This is a genomic window from Agarivorans sp. Toyoura001, assembly GCF_005405585.1.
Lineage (GTDB): Bacteria > Pseudomonadota > Gammaproteobacteria > Enterobacterales > Celerinatantimonadaceae > Agarivorans.
In genome coordinates, this window is sequence record NZ_BJEQ01000010.1 from 90612 (window position 1) to 104469 (window position 13858).

Sequence of the window (13858 nt, forward strand, 5' to 3'; positions counted from 1 at the left end):
GAATAGCGGTTGCTATTACCTGTTATTTCTGACGTATCAGCATTCTATAAAGCCCACTTCAGCGGGCTTTTTTGCAACAAATTTTCCTAAATTTCGTTATCTTCCGGACTTGGCTCTAGCTCCAATTGCTGCAAAGCAATTACTGCTTGGGTACGATTCTTAACGTTAAGTTTGCGGAAAATAGCCGTAACGTGCGCCTTAATAGTTGCTTCAGACACACTGAGTTCGTAAGCAATTTGTTTGTTTAGCAAACCTTCGTTCAGCATGACTAATACTTTGTATTGCTGCGGTGTGAGGCTGGCTAAGCGCTCAGCGAGAGGGTCTTCTTCTACTTGGCTGGTAAAATCTATACCGGCAGGAAACCAATCGTCGCCTTCCATAATGTGTTGAATAGCGGCAACTAGTTGCTGCAATGGCGTTGATTTAGGAATAAACCCTGTCGCGCCCAATTGCTTGGCTTTTTGTACTACGCTGGTTTCTTCACTGGCCGAAATCACCACAATAGGTAGTTCGGGGTATTGGCCATGTAAATGGGTAAACGCCGAGAAACCATTGGCACCAGGCATTTTTAAATCGAGTAGCAATAAGTCGGGGTCACGCTCTAGGTCTAAGAGCTTGAGTAGGTCGTTAACATTCTCAGCTTCTAGTAACTGAGCATCGGGAACTGCAGTTTGCACTGCTTGCTGAAGAGCACTACGAAACAAGGGGTGGTCATCAGCGATAATGATCTTGTAAGTATCTTCCATAGCGAGGGTTTTCTGCCTTTTTTTTGACCATAGCACCAAGCCCTCACGGATTCAATTTGCTTACTAATTAACTGTGAAGGCCGAGCAAAGTTCCCATGCCAAGCAGGGTTGATCCGCTAAAGCGATTTACCCATTGTTGATAGCGTTGCAGCTTAACTTGTACTCGATGATGCGAAAGAATTCGCACGATTACGTACCAAAGCAGGGCGGTTTCGAGCAGCAAGGCTGCACCCAAAATCAGCTTTTCGCTAAGCAAAGTATCGCTGCCAATAAACTGGCTAAATACGCTAACCACAAACACTAAAATTTTAGGATTGAGTAAGTTACAAGCAACGCCACTAAGCACCACTTTTTTAGCTCGTTTGGGTTGTGGCTCTCCGGCCAGTTCAATTAGTTCTGAGCGACTAAATAAGGTTTTTAAACCAAGAAATACTAAAAAGCCAGCGCCGCTCCAACGCAAAACTTCGAACAGCAAGGGCGATTGTTTGATAAGGATAGACAGCCCACCAATAGCGAGGCTGATATGAATGCTAAAGCCTAGCAATACACCCATTACACATAGTGCGGCTTGGCGTTTACCGCTACTGGCATTGCGCAATACCATCACCATATCTGGGCCAGGGCTTAACATGCCAAGAAGATTAATTAATAAAAGAGCACTGAGGGCTTCTAACACGGGTCGTCCCTGAAACTGGAAGTCGAAAACTGGCGCTAGTGTAAGAAGCAATGCTGACTAGATAAATGGAATTATCGTTATTTGAAGTATTCCAAAGTGGAATTTTGCTTATCTGAAAGAGTTATTGTAGAAAATGTGAGCTGAGTTTTTGTAGCGCTGCTTAAATTGATATGGGTTAATTTGTTTTTGAGTAGGCAGTGATAATTTTTGGCTAGTAGGTAAACTACGCCATGCAGTTATTGCTAAGGCAATCGATGTTTAGCTAAACAAAGTTAAGGGAAGAGCGTGCAAACAGCTGATGTATCAATTAACAAATATTTACTCTGGTTTTCGCTGGTGTATTTCGCCAGCTCCTTAGTATTTGGCATGGTGGTGTCTTACTTAGATTTAGAAACCAATAGCTTTTTAGGCCTTATTATTTTGATGCTGTCGGCTTTAATAACTGTTCAGCTGTTTGTAAACGATCATCGCCGGGTACTTACTCGGCGTGAACTGCGGTATTTAAGTTTTTGGTCTTGGTTAGCGTCGGTGCTTATTTCTGTGATCGAGTTGCTGGCGGTGTTTGCTTATTCTTTTTACGAGATTTACGGCATGATTGCTTGGTTAGATGTGCAAGCAGAACTGTCGGCTTTATTATTTGAACTGTCTATCGACTTACATGCTCTTTATGCGATTATTGCAGTGGTATTGTTAGTATTTTGGGGCTTAACACGTTTAGCTTATGGCTTTGCTAATAAAGCATTTACTAAGCAATTAGCCAGAACAAATCCACTTTAGGCTTCAATTTTGGTTTAACTTGGGTAGGGGCAATGTCTACAGCCATTGCCGCAGCATGTGCCGCGCTTAAGGTGATACCAGGCACTAAGCACCATAAAACCATTCTCTGTTGTGTAATCTAGATGCTCTTGAAGTTTGCTTGATGCCTCGCCTATAGGGCGATAGCGCGCTGCTTGTTCTAACATTTCGGCATGTGGTGTACTGGCAATTAACCGTTCTAGTTTAACCGCCAGTTTTTTAGATAAACAGCCTTGGCAGAAACAAGCATCGCCGGTTAAACCCAGCGTAACCGGCAATATTGTGGGCATTTTCATACACCAGCATTGTGCATTTGCGGTGCAGGCGAGTGATTCCCCGCAGCCCGGGCAGATAGGCGAAGAAGGTGTAGTTGATTCAGGTTTATTCATGGTGGCCTAATTAGGCGATACTTGATATTCGCCAGCATAAACAATTTAGCTACTTCCGCCTATGTTTCCCTGTTAAACCTCACCCTCTATTTTTCGCTGGTTTACCAAGAACTGCACCGTTTGTTCTATTACCTGTGGGTCTTTAAGGATCTTAAAATGGCCTAAACCTTGGGTCTGGTAGTGGTTAGCGGCTGTCCAGCGCTGCTCAATTTGCTTAAACTGATGTTGAGCTACTTCTTGGTCTTGATCATCACTGATCAACAAACCTTTGGTGGTTTGCGGCACCAAACGCTCTACGGTAAATAACTGCCAAGGATCGTCGCCCGCCAACAAGTGCTGCATTTTTTCGCCCACTTGTTGTTGAAACGAGGTTTTAAGCCCACGACTTAAGTTAAGTAGCTTGGCGTAGGTATTAAACATTTCTTGAACGTTTAAGTGTGGCGCTAACATCACAATATTGTTGGTGGTAAACCCTCGCTGCTGAGCGGTGGTAGTAGCCATCGCCCCAAAGGAGTGAGCTAATACGCAGTGCACTGGGGCATATTGCTGAGCAATCGCGCTGAGGCTGTCGCTAAAATTAAGCAAGTGGCTATGTTTGTCTGTATGCATGCCATGACCAGGGGCGTCAAATGCTGCGACTTGGTATCCAGCCTCCACCAATGGTTTTACGAAATGACGAAATTGAATCCCACTGCCACTCCAACCGTGTAAACACACCACCAAAGGCCCACTTCCCCAAAGATGTAGATCCACTTTATGTTGGTTTACGTTAATAGAGTGCACTTGCTCGGCGCTTTGCCAAAACTGCTGAGCCTTAGGGCTAGGTTTACGTTTAAACACTCTAAACCACAAATTGGCGAGTTGGGCTCCCGCCCAACGTTGGTGGCAATACCCCGCCAAGTTGAATAACAAACCTGCTGCTTGGTAACTCAGCGGTACCACACGTTTGTGGCGCTTACCTGCAAGGGCATGATTAATATCGGTACTTGCTTTTGTTGTTTCGCTATTAATCGATGTTGGTTCTTGAGAGATGGGCTGATTCATTTTATGGCTCCATGCGACTGAGTGGCTAGTATGCCGATTGCTAGAACACAAAATAAGTGTCATATTTGCCAATCTAATGGTGAAATTGGACATAAGATGAAAGCGGCAATTTTATTAATGGATAACTGTTTTGGTACAGGTATTAACGGTATTTTAGATGCCCTAATTGCCGCCAACTACAGCTTAATTAAGTCTGGTGCGCAGCCTTTATTTGAATGGGAGTTGGTGTCTTTAGACGGTAATAGTGTGCAACCCACCAATGGTTTACGCATTGATGCCGATTGTGATTTAGCCAGTTTTGTCGCGCGTGGCGACAAACCCGATATTTGGATTATTCCTGGTATTTATCAGTCGGCCAGTAACTTTGGTAAAGTGCAGGCGGCAATGCAAAAAAGTGAAGTAATGGTACCGGTACTGCAACAACACATGGCCGAGGACAAGATGATTGTGTGCATGTGCACCGGAGCGTTTTTACTGGCCCAAGCGAATTTACTGGGAAAGAACCCAGCACTAATGCATTGGCGTAACGAACATCATTTTCGTCAAGCTTTCCCTACGCTCACCATTGATAGTCAAAACACCATTGCTGAGTATCACAATTTGTTGTGCTCAATTGGCGGCAGCATGGCTTATGAGTACCTAGTGTTGCGTTTAATTGGCCGTTTTGCGGGACATCAAACGGCAATTAACACTGCTAAGTTATTGATGATGGACTTAAACGCGCCGCCTGCAGCGCCTTATCGGGCGACTCACTTCAAACCTGAACACCAAGATGCGTTAGTGCAACAGGCGCAATTGTATTTGCAACGCAATAGTAGCGAAGAACTGAACATGGTGGGTTTAGCCGAGGAACTGAATATTAGTGATCGCCAGCTAAAGCGCCGTTTTGCCGCTGCCTTAGCTTGTTCACCACTACAGTACTTGCAACAGGTGAGGGTGAATCAAGCCTGTAATTTGTTAGAGGCAACTCAGCTGCCGAGTAGCAAAATTGTACTAGAAGTGGGCTACAAAGACGAAAGTAGCTTCCGCCGATTATTTAAAAAGCAGATGGCAATGACCATGGAAACCTATCGCCAGCAATTTGGCATTATGGCTCACGGTATCTCAGCGTAAGAACTGTTGCTTTATTAGGCCTTCAATTTGTTCAGGTGAGCGCTTACTTACATCTTGTTTAAGTCATTGCTTGGTGTATCTGCTGCCTAAACCAAGAGTGCGCTGGATCGTGATGATTACGGTGATGCCAAATTAGCGAGTACTCAAAATTTTCTACAGTAAAAGGTAAATCAACGATTGCCAGTGGTCGCTGTTTTACTAACTGCTGGGCAATCTTTGCTGGCAAAGTAAGAATAAAACGCGTTTCGCTAAGTATTTGAACGGTCGCTGGATAAGACGATGCACGAAACTGTATTTGTCGCTGAAACCCTTGTTGCTGTAAGTACCGGTCAATGTGGCTATTTTTATCTGCACCGGTGGTAATAATGGCATGGGGATAGCGACAATAATCAGCGACACTGGGCGTGTTAAGGGCTAAATAGGGATGCTGTTGGTGCATTAAACACACTAAACGGTCGGTGCCTAAGGTAGTGGCATGTAACTCGGTACTGTCTTTAGGCGGTAGTGTCATGCCTAAATCTACTTCACCGCTGTGCAGTAGCCGATTGGTGGTGTGATCCCAGTTGCACAATTCTATATTAAGCTGCGGCGCTTGCTCATAGATTAAGCCTAGCACCTTAGGTAGTAAGTGTTCACTAACGTAGTCGGAGGTGGCAATGGTAAAGGTGCGCTGGCAGAGGCTGGGCTCAAAGACCTGTTGATGTAACAGATTTTCTACTGAATCCAGCAGGGGAGCGACTTGGGCTTTTAGCGCTAAGCCTTTAGGTGTGGCTTGTAATTGGCCCTGCACACGTACTAACAACGGGTCGCCAAACACTTCGCGTAATTTAGCTAAATGCTTGCTCATGGCTGATTGGCTTAAATGCATTTTTTCAGCTGCGCGAGTTACGCTTTGCTCTTGCAGCAGGTAATACAAAGCGCTGAGTAAATTTAGGTTTATCTTACCAAGTTGCATGGGGTGTTCCTGTTATGAAGTGTTTAGCTTACTCGGGCTGGTGTTTTGTGTATAGCGGCAAATAGTTTGATTCACTATTTGTTGATATTATTGATTTTATTGTCAGCATGTTGTTTTGCTACAGCTCTTTGTTGAGCTATATCACTCTTTTATTTTGTAACAAGATGTTAACGTTCACACAAACTTAGATTAGCTCTCGAAAACGTGATTACATAATTGCTGATCTGGAAAACATAATAAGTGGTGATGTGCCATCCAGTTAACATGTAAGCGCTTACATATGGATGTGGCAAATTTTTAAAAGTGAGATAGAGATGCTAATACACAAAAAGTTGTCAATTACTCAATTGATTCTCGCAACATTTTCGCTGCTATGTGTCGTATTGTTAGGTTTAGGCTTAGTGGCTTGGAAGCAAATGCAGCAAGCCGAAAATACCATGGGTGAAGTGATTACCCAAGCGTTCCCATTAATGGAGCATACCAGCAATTTAGACCGAAGCTTAACCGCGGTTGAACGGGTACTGAATAATGCGATTCAAGAGCGCGATGAGCAACAAGTTAATCAACTCATTGAGCAATATCGTCAGCGTGTGGCTGACTACAAGGTGGCTGAAGACGTGCTGGTTAACTGGTTAGCTGAAAACGGCGTAGAGAGCGAGAGCTTCACTTTAGTGCAAGAGCAAAATGAGCTGTTGTTTGAAGATAGCGAAAGCTTATTGGAACTGCACCAGGATGTTATTTCTAGCGGTACTTCTTTGTCAGAGCGCACCGCAACTTTCCAAGGTATTTCACTTCGTATTAACTTATTGTTAGGCCAACTGTTTGATGAAACCGATCCTAATATGACCAGAGTGTTATTGGATGCGGTAAGCACCGATTTATCGGCCATGCAATTGGCCACCATTAACGTATTAAATTCAACTAACCCGCGAGAAGTGGGTAAATTGATGACCAGCAACCGCGAAACTAAAACTTACGTAGAAGAAGATTTTGGTGACTTGATTGTGGAAAAAGAGCTGTCAGGTGACTCTCAAGGCGAGCATGAGTTGGTAACGCAAGTTCCATGGTTATTGAATGAAGTGACTGCCTTTGGTGGTTTGTTAGGGCAATACCAGCAGTATTTGATTAAGCAAAACCAGTTAATGAAGCTTAAAGGCTCAATTACAGAGCAATTAGAGGCCGTTAATGCCAACCTTAGCCAGCTAATTACCGAGAGCCAAAGCGCCACAGAGAAGCAGATTGAAGGTGCGTCGGGCAGTATTTCTACCTTGATTAGCAGCGGTGCAGTGGTCATTCCCTTAACGGTATTGTTTTGTTTAGCCATGGGATTAACTATTCAACAATTGATTAGGGCTCCATTGAAGCAATTGATCGAAACCTTGAAGCACTTAGCGGCCGGCGATTTAAGCCAACGCTGCCAATACCAAAGTGGCAACGAGTTTGGCATGTTGAGTTCACAGCTTAACCAAGTGATTGAGCAACAGCGGGACACTGTGACCGGTTTGCGCAATAAGAGTGAGGCTCTAGGCCAAGCTTCTACGGTTAACCGCCAGCACGGCAACGATATGTTGAAGCAACTGGATGAACAACGCAGCCAGTGTATTACCGTGTCGGCCGCCATGACTGAAATGGAGCAGGCGATTCAAGATGTGGCTCGACGCGCCGAATCAGCCGCCCAAGGGATGCGAGAAATTAGTGATAGTACCCAAGATGGTGTGCGTTTAACTGAAGAAGCTTTAGAGAACAACCAAGCCTTAGCGGACAATATTGCGAGTTCGACCGATAGAGTTAAACACGTAAATGAAAGCAGCAACGCCATTTTTGGTATTTTAGAAGTGATTGAAGGGATTACTCAGCAAACTAACTTGTTAGCACTTAACGCAGCCATTGAAGCGGCTCGCGCCGGTGAACAAGGTCGTGGCTTTGCTGTGGTAGCAGATGAAGTTAGACAACTAGCGCAGCGCACCGCGTCGTCTACCACTGAGATTCAAACCATGATTGGTGGGTTACAGCAAGATACCTCACTGGCAGTGAAAGAGATTGAGCAGTGTAATCAGAGTATGGAGCTGAATGCCAACAACGTGAACAGCATTAACCAGCAGATCCGTGACATTAACACTCACATTGAGCGACTGTCGCTGCTTAATGAAGAAATTAGTGTAGCCACTAATCAGCAGCAAACAACCAGTGAAGATGTGTCGTGCAGTATGGAAACCATTTCTAGTGCGGCGCAGCAAAACTTAACCGTAGTTACTGAACTAAATCGCCTGAGTGATGATTTAGAATCGGTGGCTAAAGAACAAGTTGATTTGGTACAGGGCTTTAAGGTCGCTTAAGTATCGACGGTACTAAAGAAAAAACCACCTTAGGGTGGTTTTTTCTTGGCCAATACTGGTTATAGTTCGCCTTATAAGGCCGCCAGTAGGTGAAACACTTACTGTATCTTTGCTAAGGCATTAGACCTTACTGAAAGCGAGAGCTGAACCACCACTATATTTAGCGCCACGCTAAAATTGTTAACTACGACTCCATTTTAGGGTTTAGTAATTAACAGGCTAATAGTGCTAGCGAACGAAATTATTGAGTAGAGCCTTAAACCATAACAGCACTGAATAAAAAGCCACCCTAAGGTGGCTTTTTATAACTATAAACCGTTGAGTATTAAATGGGCTTTAAAGGCTTCGGCGTTCATAAAGCCGGTGACTCTGGCTTGATTTAGTTCTTCGCCTGCGTGGTTAAACAACAATATGGTGGGCAAACCTAAGACTTCATAATGGCCGAGTAATTTTATTGCTGTGGCATTGGTTTTCGTCACATCGGCTTGAATCAGTACCATGTTGTCAAGCTTTGCAGCCACTTGTGGCGCATGAAAGGTTTCATTTTCAAAGGCTTTACAGGCGGTACACCAATCGGCGTAAAAATCGACCAACGCGGGTTTACCTTGCGCTGCGGCTAACGCTAACTGCTGCTGCATTTCTTCCAAGTTTGCTACTTGAATAAACTCGCCTTGTTTAATGGCTTGAGGAGCCGACAACCAAGGTTGAGCGGCCCACAGCAAGGCTACAATCATTATTGCCGACAAGATAAGCTGACGGGTAGTTTGCCAAGCACTTAATACGGTTAAGCGGTTCTGATGATAGTAGTAAGCGCTAGCGCCAATGACTAATACCGCCCATAAAGCGTGAACCGCCGAAGCCGGAATAAACCGCTCTAGCAGTAATACCGCTACCGCTAATAACATCACGCCAAAAAATGTTTTAACGTGGTTCATCCATGCGCCAGCTTTAGGCAGTAAGCGGCCGCTACTTGCGCCAAGTATTAGCAGCGGTAAGCCCATGCCTAAACTCAAGCTATATAAAGTGAGCGCGCCCAAGCCAATGTCGCCACTTTGGGCCACATAAATGAGAACGCCAGACAACGGTGCTGCTGTACAAGGCGAGGCCACCAAGCCTGAAATCATCCCCATAATTGCAGCACCAGTGAGCGAGCCGGCCTGTTGCTTATTGCTTAAGTTGTTTAGCTTCTGTTGTAAGTTGCTAGGAAGCTGTAGGTTGAAAACGCCAAACATTGATAGTGCCAACACTACAAACAGTATGGCTAAACTGCCTAAGATAACAGGGTGTTGTAAGGCTGCTTGAAATTGCAATCCGGCGCTGGCTACTACTAAGCCTAAAGCCGTAAAAGTCACCGCCATGCCTTGCACATAAGCTAAAGATAATGCAAACGCGCGTTTGCTACTCAGTTGCTTGCCCGCGCCGGCAATAATTCCAGTAAGAATGGGGTACATAGGAAATACGCAAGGTGTAAAGGCCAGGCCAATTCCCAATACAAAAAACAACAAAGTATTTAGCCAAATACTGCTATTGGTTAAACGCTCGGCCAGTACCCATTGTTGGCTAATAGGCACTGATTCAGTGCTAGCTGATTGCGCTGGGCTGTTGTTGTCGGCCTCGCTAATCGAGTTCGCTGAGTCAGAAGGGGCTGAACCGCTTTGCGAAAGAAATACCGATTTGGTTTCTGGTGGGTAACATAAGCCTGCTTCAGCACAACCTTGGTAAGTCACGGTAATATCGCTGGCGTTATTAAGCTCACTTAAGGGCAGTGAAAAGGACACATCTTGTGGGTAAATCATCACTTCACCAAAATAGGCGTCGTTATATAGTTTACCTTGTGGTAAGCGAGAGCTTAAATCTAGAGATTGTCCGTCGGCCTCAACAATAAATTGCGCCTGATAGAGATAATACTCTTCAGCCACCTGCCAGCTTAAGTGCAGGGCTTTGTCTTGTTCTACAAAATTAAAGGCGAAGGCGCTGTCTACCGGCAAAAAATCATGAGCGTTGGTCGACGGGCCAGTATTTAAGCCCGGTAGCTGATCTAGCAAGTTGTTGGCATGGGCGGGTAGGCTCAAGCAGAGCGCTAATACTACTGTAAAGAATCGTTTAGCCATTTGAGGTAATCACTCGCTCCTTGTTCAATCGGTAGTGCAATGTATTCAGGGCAATCATAAGGGTGCTCTTTTCTTAAAAAACACTGCAATGGATTTATACACCGTAAATTGGTTTTAATTTGCAGTTGTACTTCTTGGCTAGACTCAATTTTGTCTTGCCACCGATAGACAGACCTGAGTTGCGGTAAAATGTTAACACAAGCGGCTAACTTTTTTTCTACCACTTGCTGGGCAAAGTCTTGCGCTGAGTCTTGATCTGGGAACGTGGTGAGAACCAAATAGCAGGCCGTGTCCATCATCAACTCCTTTTTTAAGGCTTTATTAAAGTGTAGAAACCTTAGCGTTAAGTGCTTAAGCTATTTACTAACAGCAGGGTTAACCGCTGCTTTATTGAACACAAACCTTTAAATTTGCCCCATTAGCCCCCATATTTTACTCTTAAGGTGAAGCGCTGGTTAAGCTTCTCCATGACTTAGAGGAACTACGCCTTGTTTTTATATGTATTTTTGTTGTTTGCTGGCCTGTCGTACGCCGAGATTTATGTACTGATTCAGGTGGGCAGCCAAATGGGAGCCTTAAGTGCCATCGCTCTCACTATTCTTACCGCATTGGTGGGTGCGTCATTAGTTCGTAGCCAAGGATTACAAACCGCTTTTCAAGCGCGTTCGGCGATGGAGCGAGGAGAAACACCTGCTCAACAAATGATTGAAGGGCTAATGTTGATTATTGCTGGCGCTATGCTGGTAATGCCAGGTTTTATTACGGATACTTTTGGTTTACTTATTTTACTGCCGCCGCTACGGGCTTTTTTGGCGTCGCGAGTATTAAAATCTCAAGCGCTTAAGATGCAGTCGATGCGTTTTCAAACGCCAGGAGGCGGCAATGTGAAAGATGCTAATCCGCCAAGCGGTAAAGTGGGTGAGAAACCCGGCAGCACCATTGAAGGCGAGTTTGAAAGAAAAGATGACTAAAACAAAAAAGAAGGGCAAGCCCTTCTTTTTTTATATCTGTCTAAAGCTTATTGCTTAGTGTTTGGTGGTCACGATGCGTGGATTCAAACCTTTGCTAGTAGACAAAAATGAATCAAACTCATCGGAACGCAGATGCTCTTCGGCTTCTTTAACGCTACCCTGGAAAGACAAATAAACAGTTTTCTCTTTTGAGAGAAACCCGCTTAAACGCTCAAATGCAATGTAAAGTTGCTGCATGCTAAGTGCTCCCGCTATTACGCTAAATTCAACCAACGATTTGTTATCTGTTTGTTATTCAAATGTTGGTATAACTGTCTAGTATGACCAGTAGCTGTGATCCTGCTCAAATTTTTATTCGGGTTCAAGTGTTTTTTGTAAAATTTGTTGCTGAAAATGTTTTCATTTTGATATTCGCTAAGTTTTTGCGATAAAAAACCAAAAAAATTTCTGCTTTACCCCTTGTATGCGCTTTGAACGCCCCCATCTTATTTTCAACAGAAAGCTTTGTAGCCTTGGCTGCATTTTACAAACAAACATGAATGTTTTTTAAAGGAGAGATAGCAATGAACATCCGTCCGTTGCATGACCGCGTTATCATCAAACGTAAAGATCAAGAAAGTAAGTCTGCTGGTGGCATTGTGCTAACTGGTTCAGCGGCTGAAAAATCGACGCGTGGCGAAGTTGTTGCCGTAGGTAAAGGTCGTATGCTTGATAACGGTGAAATCCAAGCCTTAGATGTAAAAGTTGGTGACACTGTAGTATTTAACGAAGGTTACGGCGTTAAATCTGAAAAAGTTGATGGCGAAGAAGTGCTAATCATGTCTGAGTCAGACATTCTAGCAATTGTAGAATAATCTCCCTTTTTTCTGGTTAAGAAAAAGCTGAACGAATATTAGGAAATGTATCATGGCAGCTAAAGACGTATTATTTGGAAACGATTCACGCAGCAAAATGTTGGCTGGTGTAAACGTACTTGCAGACGCAGTAAAAGTTACTCTAGGTCCTAAAGGCCGTAACGTAGTATTAGACAAATCTTTTGGCGCACCAACCATCACTAAAGATGGTGTATCTGTTGCTAAAGAAATTGAACTTGAAGACAAGTTTGAAAACATGGGCGCACAAATGGTGAAAGAAGTTGCTTCTCAAGCCAACGATGCTGCTGGTGACGGAACGACTACTGCAACAGTACTTGCTCAATCTATTGTTAACGAAGGCCTTAAAGCAGTAGCTGCTGGCATGAACCCAATGGATCTAAAGCGCGGAATCGACAAAGCGGTAATCGCTGCAGTTGAAGAGCTTAAAGGTTTATCTGCTCCTTGTGCCGACACTAAAGCGATTGCTCAAGTAGGTACTATCTCTGCTAACTCTGATGTCACTGTTGGTAACATCATTGCAGAAGCAATGGAAAAAGTAGGTAAAGAAGGCGTAATTACGGTTGAAGAAGGCCAAGCGCTAACAGATGAATTAGACGTGGTTGAAGGTATGCAGTTTGACCGTGGCTACCTATCTCCTTACTTCATCAACAACCAAGAGAACGGTACTGTTGAGCTAGACAGCCCATTCATTCTGTTGGCTGACAAGAAAATCTCTAACATCCGCGAGCTACTTCCATTATTGGAAGCACTAGCAAAAGCGGGTAAGCCACTGCTTATTATTGCTGAAGACGTTGAAGGCGAAGCCCTAGCGACATTGGTTGTAAACAACATGCGCGGTATTGTTAAAGTATCTGCGGTTAAAGCCCCTGGTTTTGGTGACCGTCGTAAAGCTATGCTTCAAGACATCGCTATTCTAACTAACGGTACTGTGATTTCTGAAGAAGTTGGCCTAGAGCTAGAAAAAGCGACTTTAGAAGACCTTGGTACTGCCAAGCGTGTCGTTATCTCTAAAGACAACACCACTATCATTGATGGTGTTGGTGAAGAAGCGGCGATTCAAGGTCGTGTAAATCAAATTCGTCAACAAATCGAAGATACCTCTTCTGATTACGACAAAGAAAAACTTCAAGAGCGCGTAGCTAAACTAGCTGGCGGTGTAGCGGTAATTAAAGTTGGTGCTGCTACTGAAGTTGAAATGAAAGAGAAAAAAGACCGCGTAGAAGATGCATTACATGCAACTCGCGCAGCGGTTGAAGAAGGCGTAGTGGCTGGTGGTGGTGTTGCTCTAGTGCGCGCTGCTGCTAAAGTAGCTGGCCTTGAAGGCGACAACGAAGACCAAAACGTAGGTATTCGTGTAGCACTTCGCGCAATGGAGTCTCCACTTCGCCAAATCGTAACTAACGCGGGTGACGAAGCGTCTGTTGTTGCTAACAAAGTTAAAGAAGGCGAAGCTAACTACGGTTACAACGCTGGTACTGGCGTATACGGCGACATGCTAGAAATGGGTATTCTTGACCCAACTAAAGTAACCCGTTCTGCTCTTCAGTTTGCTGGTTCAGTAGCTGGTTTGATGATCACTACCGAGTGTATGATCACTGACAAGCCTGAAGATAAAGCTGCTGGTGGCGCTCCTGATATGGGCGGCATGGGTGGTATGGGCGGCATGGGTGGCATGGGCGGCATGATGTAATCATCGCTCCAGCTATTCATAGAAACTCATAACGTTCCATTAAGCCCGTAAGGCACTGCTTTACGGGCTTTTTTTTGTTTTTGTTAGTTCAGATTGTTTCATTGTAGGTCATGAAGTTGCAGTTTTTATTAGGTGAAAAGTGGGGTATCAGTAATTT

14 protein-coding genes are annotated in these 13858 nt (G+C 44.3%); 6 read left to right on the top strand and 8 right to left on the bottom strand.

Going from position 1 to position 13858, the window contains the following annotated elements; genetic code table 11:
* Positions 1-86: 86 nt before the first annotated feature.
* Together FFR00_RS13045 and FFR00_RS13050 are read right to left on the bottom strand one after the other, a co-directional pair.
* Entirely contained in the window at positions 87-746 is a 660-nt protein-coding gene (locus FFR00_RS13045) for a response regulator transcription factor (protein WP_137673842.1), read from the bottom strand.
* Between the two features lie 67 nt (positions 747-813).
* Positions 814-1422: a LysE family translocator gene (locus FFR00_RS13050; RefSeq protein ID WP_137673843.1), complete on the bottom strand. Its 609-nt coding sequence runs from the start codon at positions 1420-1422 to the stop codon at positions 814-816.
* Between the two features lie 285 nt (positions 1423-1707).
* On the opposite strand from FFR00_RS13050, the gene FFR00_RS13055 reads away from it, so the two are divergent.
* Complete coding sequence (locus FFR00_RS13055; protein ID WP_137673844.1) at positions 1708-2199, top strand: ABZJ_00895 family protein; 492 nt, start codon at positions 1708-1710, stop codon at positions 2197-2199.
* 14 nt (positions 2200-2213) lie between these two features.
* Here FFR00_RS13055 and FFR00_RS13060 read toward each other — a convergent pair whose 3' ends face one another.
* Entirely contained in the window at positions 2214-2606 is a 393-nt protein-coding gene (locus FFR00_RS13060; RefSeq protein WP_235836222.1) for a DUF5522 domain-containing protein, read from the bottom strand.
* Between the two features lie 72 nt (positions 2607-2678).
* Complete coding sequence (locus FFR00_RS13065; RefSeq protein WP_161985162.1) at positions 2679-3650, bottom strand: alpha/beta fold hydrolase; 972 nt, start codon at positions 3648-3650, stop codon at positions 2679-2681.
* A 96-nt stretch (positions 3651-3746) separates the two neighbouring features.
* Between FFR00_RS13065 and FFR00_RS13070 the strand changes: the two genes are divergently transcribed.
* Complete coding sequence (locus FFR00_RS13070; RefSeq protein WP_161985163.1) at positions 3747-4763, top strand: GlxA family transcriptional regulator; 1017 nt, start codon at positions 3747-3749, stop codon at positions 4761-4763.
* A 58-nt stretch (positions 4764-4821) separates the two neighbouring features.
* On the opposite strand, the gene FFR00_RS13075 is transcribed toward FFR00_RS13070, so the two are convergent.
* Complete coding sequence (locus FFR00_RS13075) at positions 4822-5718, bottom strand: LysR family transcriptional regulator (protein WP_137673847.1); 897 nt, start codon at positions 5716-5718, stop codon at positions 4822-4824.
* 314 nt (positions 5719-6032) lie between these two features.
* Here FFR00_RS13075 and FFR00_RS13080 point away from each other — a divergent pair, with 314 nt between their 5' ends.
* Positions 6033-8054, top strand: a complete 2022-nt coding sequence (locus tag FFR00_RS13080) for a methyl-accepting chemotaxis protein (RefSeq protein WP_161985164.1) — start codon at positions 6033-6035, stop codon at positions 8052-8054.
* Positions 8055-8362: 308 nt separating this feature from the next.
* Here the strand turns inward: FFR00_RS13080 and FFR00_RS13085 are convergent, their stop codons facing one another.
* Both FFR00_RS13085 and cutA read right to left on the bottom strand, forming a co-directional pair.
* The gene (locus FFR00_RS13085; protein ID WP_137673849.1) at positions 8363-10165 is read right to left on the bottom strand and encodes a protein-disulfide reductase DsbD; all 1803 of its coding nucleotides are present in this window, start codon (positions 10163-10165) and stop codon (positions 8363-8365) included.
* Positions 10141-10464: a divalent-cation tolerance protein CutA gene (gene cutA / locus FFR00_RS13090; protein ID WP_235836223.1), complete on the bottom strand. Its 324-nt coding sequence runs from the start codon at positions 10462-10464 to the stop codon at positions 10141-10143. The genes FFR00_RS13085 and cutA overlap by 25 nt, the downstream gene beginning before the upstream one ends.
* 189 nt (positions 10465-10653) lie before the next feature.
* On the opposite strand from cutA, the gene FFR00_RS13095 reads away from it, so the two are divergent.
* Entirely contained in the window at positions 10654-11136 is a 483-nt protein-coding gene (locus tag FFR00_RS13095) for an FxsA family protein (protein ID WP_137673850.1), read from the top strand.
* Between the two features lie 54 nt (positions 11137-11190).
* Here FFR00_RS13095 and FFR00_RS13100 read toward each other — a convergent pair whose 3' ends face one another.
* A complete protein-coding gene (locus FFR00_RS13100) occupies positions 11191-11373 on the bottom strand; it encodes a hypothetical protein (RefSeq protein WP_137673851.1) in 183 nt (60 codons plus the stop codon).
* A gap of 326 nt (positions 11374-11699) precedes the next feature.
* Between FFR00_RS13100 and FFR00_RS13105 the strand changes: the two genes are divergently transcribed.
* Together FFR00_RS13105 and groL are read left to right on the top strand one after the other, a co-directional pair.
* Entirely contained in the window at positions 11700-11990 is a 291-nt protein-coding gene (locus tag FFR00_RS13105; RefSeq protein WP_137673852.1) for a co-chaperone GroES, read from the top strand.
* Positions 11991-12042: 52 nt separating this feature from the next.
* Positions 12043-13701 carry a chaperonin GroEL gene (gene groL, locus FFR00_RS13110; protein WP_137673853.1) on the top strand — a complete coding sequence of 553 codons (1659 nt, stop codon included), beginning with the start codon at positions 12043-12045 and terminating at the stop codon, positions 13699-13701.
* The last annotated feature ends 157 nt before the right edge of the window (positions 13702-13858 follow it).

Excerpts from the sequence above, each read along its gene's own strand:
- FFR00_RS13100 (WP_137673851.1), bottom strand. The coding sequence starts at position 11,373 with ATGCAGCAACTTTACATTGCATTTGAGCGTTTAAGCGGGTTTCTCTCA.
- FFR00_RS13075 (WP_137673847.1), bottom strand. The coding sequence starts at position 5,718 with ATGCAACTTGGTAAGATAAACCTAAATTTACTCAGCGCTTTGTATTAC.
- FFR00_RS13070 (WP_161985163.1), top strand. The coding sequence starts at position 3,747 with ATGAAAGCGGCAATTTTATTAATGGATAACTGTTTTGGTACAGGTATT.
- cutA (WP_235836223.1), bottom strand. The coding sequence starts at position 10,464 with ATGATGGACACGGCCTGCTATTTGGTTCTCACCACGTTCCCAGATCAA.
- FFR00_RS13045 (WP_137673842.1), bottom strand. The coding sequence starts at position 746 with ATGGAAGATACTTACAAGATCATTATCGCTGATGACCACCCCTTGTTT.
- groL (WP_137673853.1), top strand. The coding sequence starts at position 12,043 with ATGGCAGCTAAAGACGTATTATTTGGAAACGATTCACGCAGCAAAATG.
- FFR00_RS13065 (WP_161985162.1), bottom strand. The coding sequence starts at position 3,650 with ATGAATCAGCCCATCTCTCAAGAACCAACATCGATTAATAGCGAAACA.
- FFR00_RS13060 (WP_235836222.1), bottom strand. The coding sequence starts at position 2,606 with ATGAATAAACCTGAATCAACTACACCTTCTTCGCCTATCTGCCCGGGC.
- FFR00_RS13085 (WP_137673849.1), bottom strand. The coding sequence starts at position 10,165 with ATGGCTAAACGATTCTTTACAGTAGTATTAGCGCTCTGCTTGAGCCTA.
- FFR00_RS13105 (WP_137673852.1), top strand. The coding sequence starts at position 11,700 with ATGAACATCCGTCCGTTGCATGACCGCGTTATCATCAAACGTAAAGAT.
- FFR00_RS13080 (WP_161985164.1), top strand. The coding sequence starts at position 6,033 with ATGCTAATACACAAAAAGTTGTCAATTACTCAATTGATTCTCGCAACA.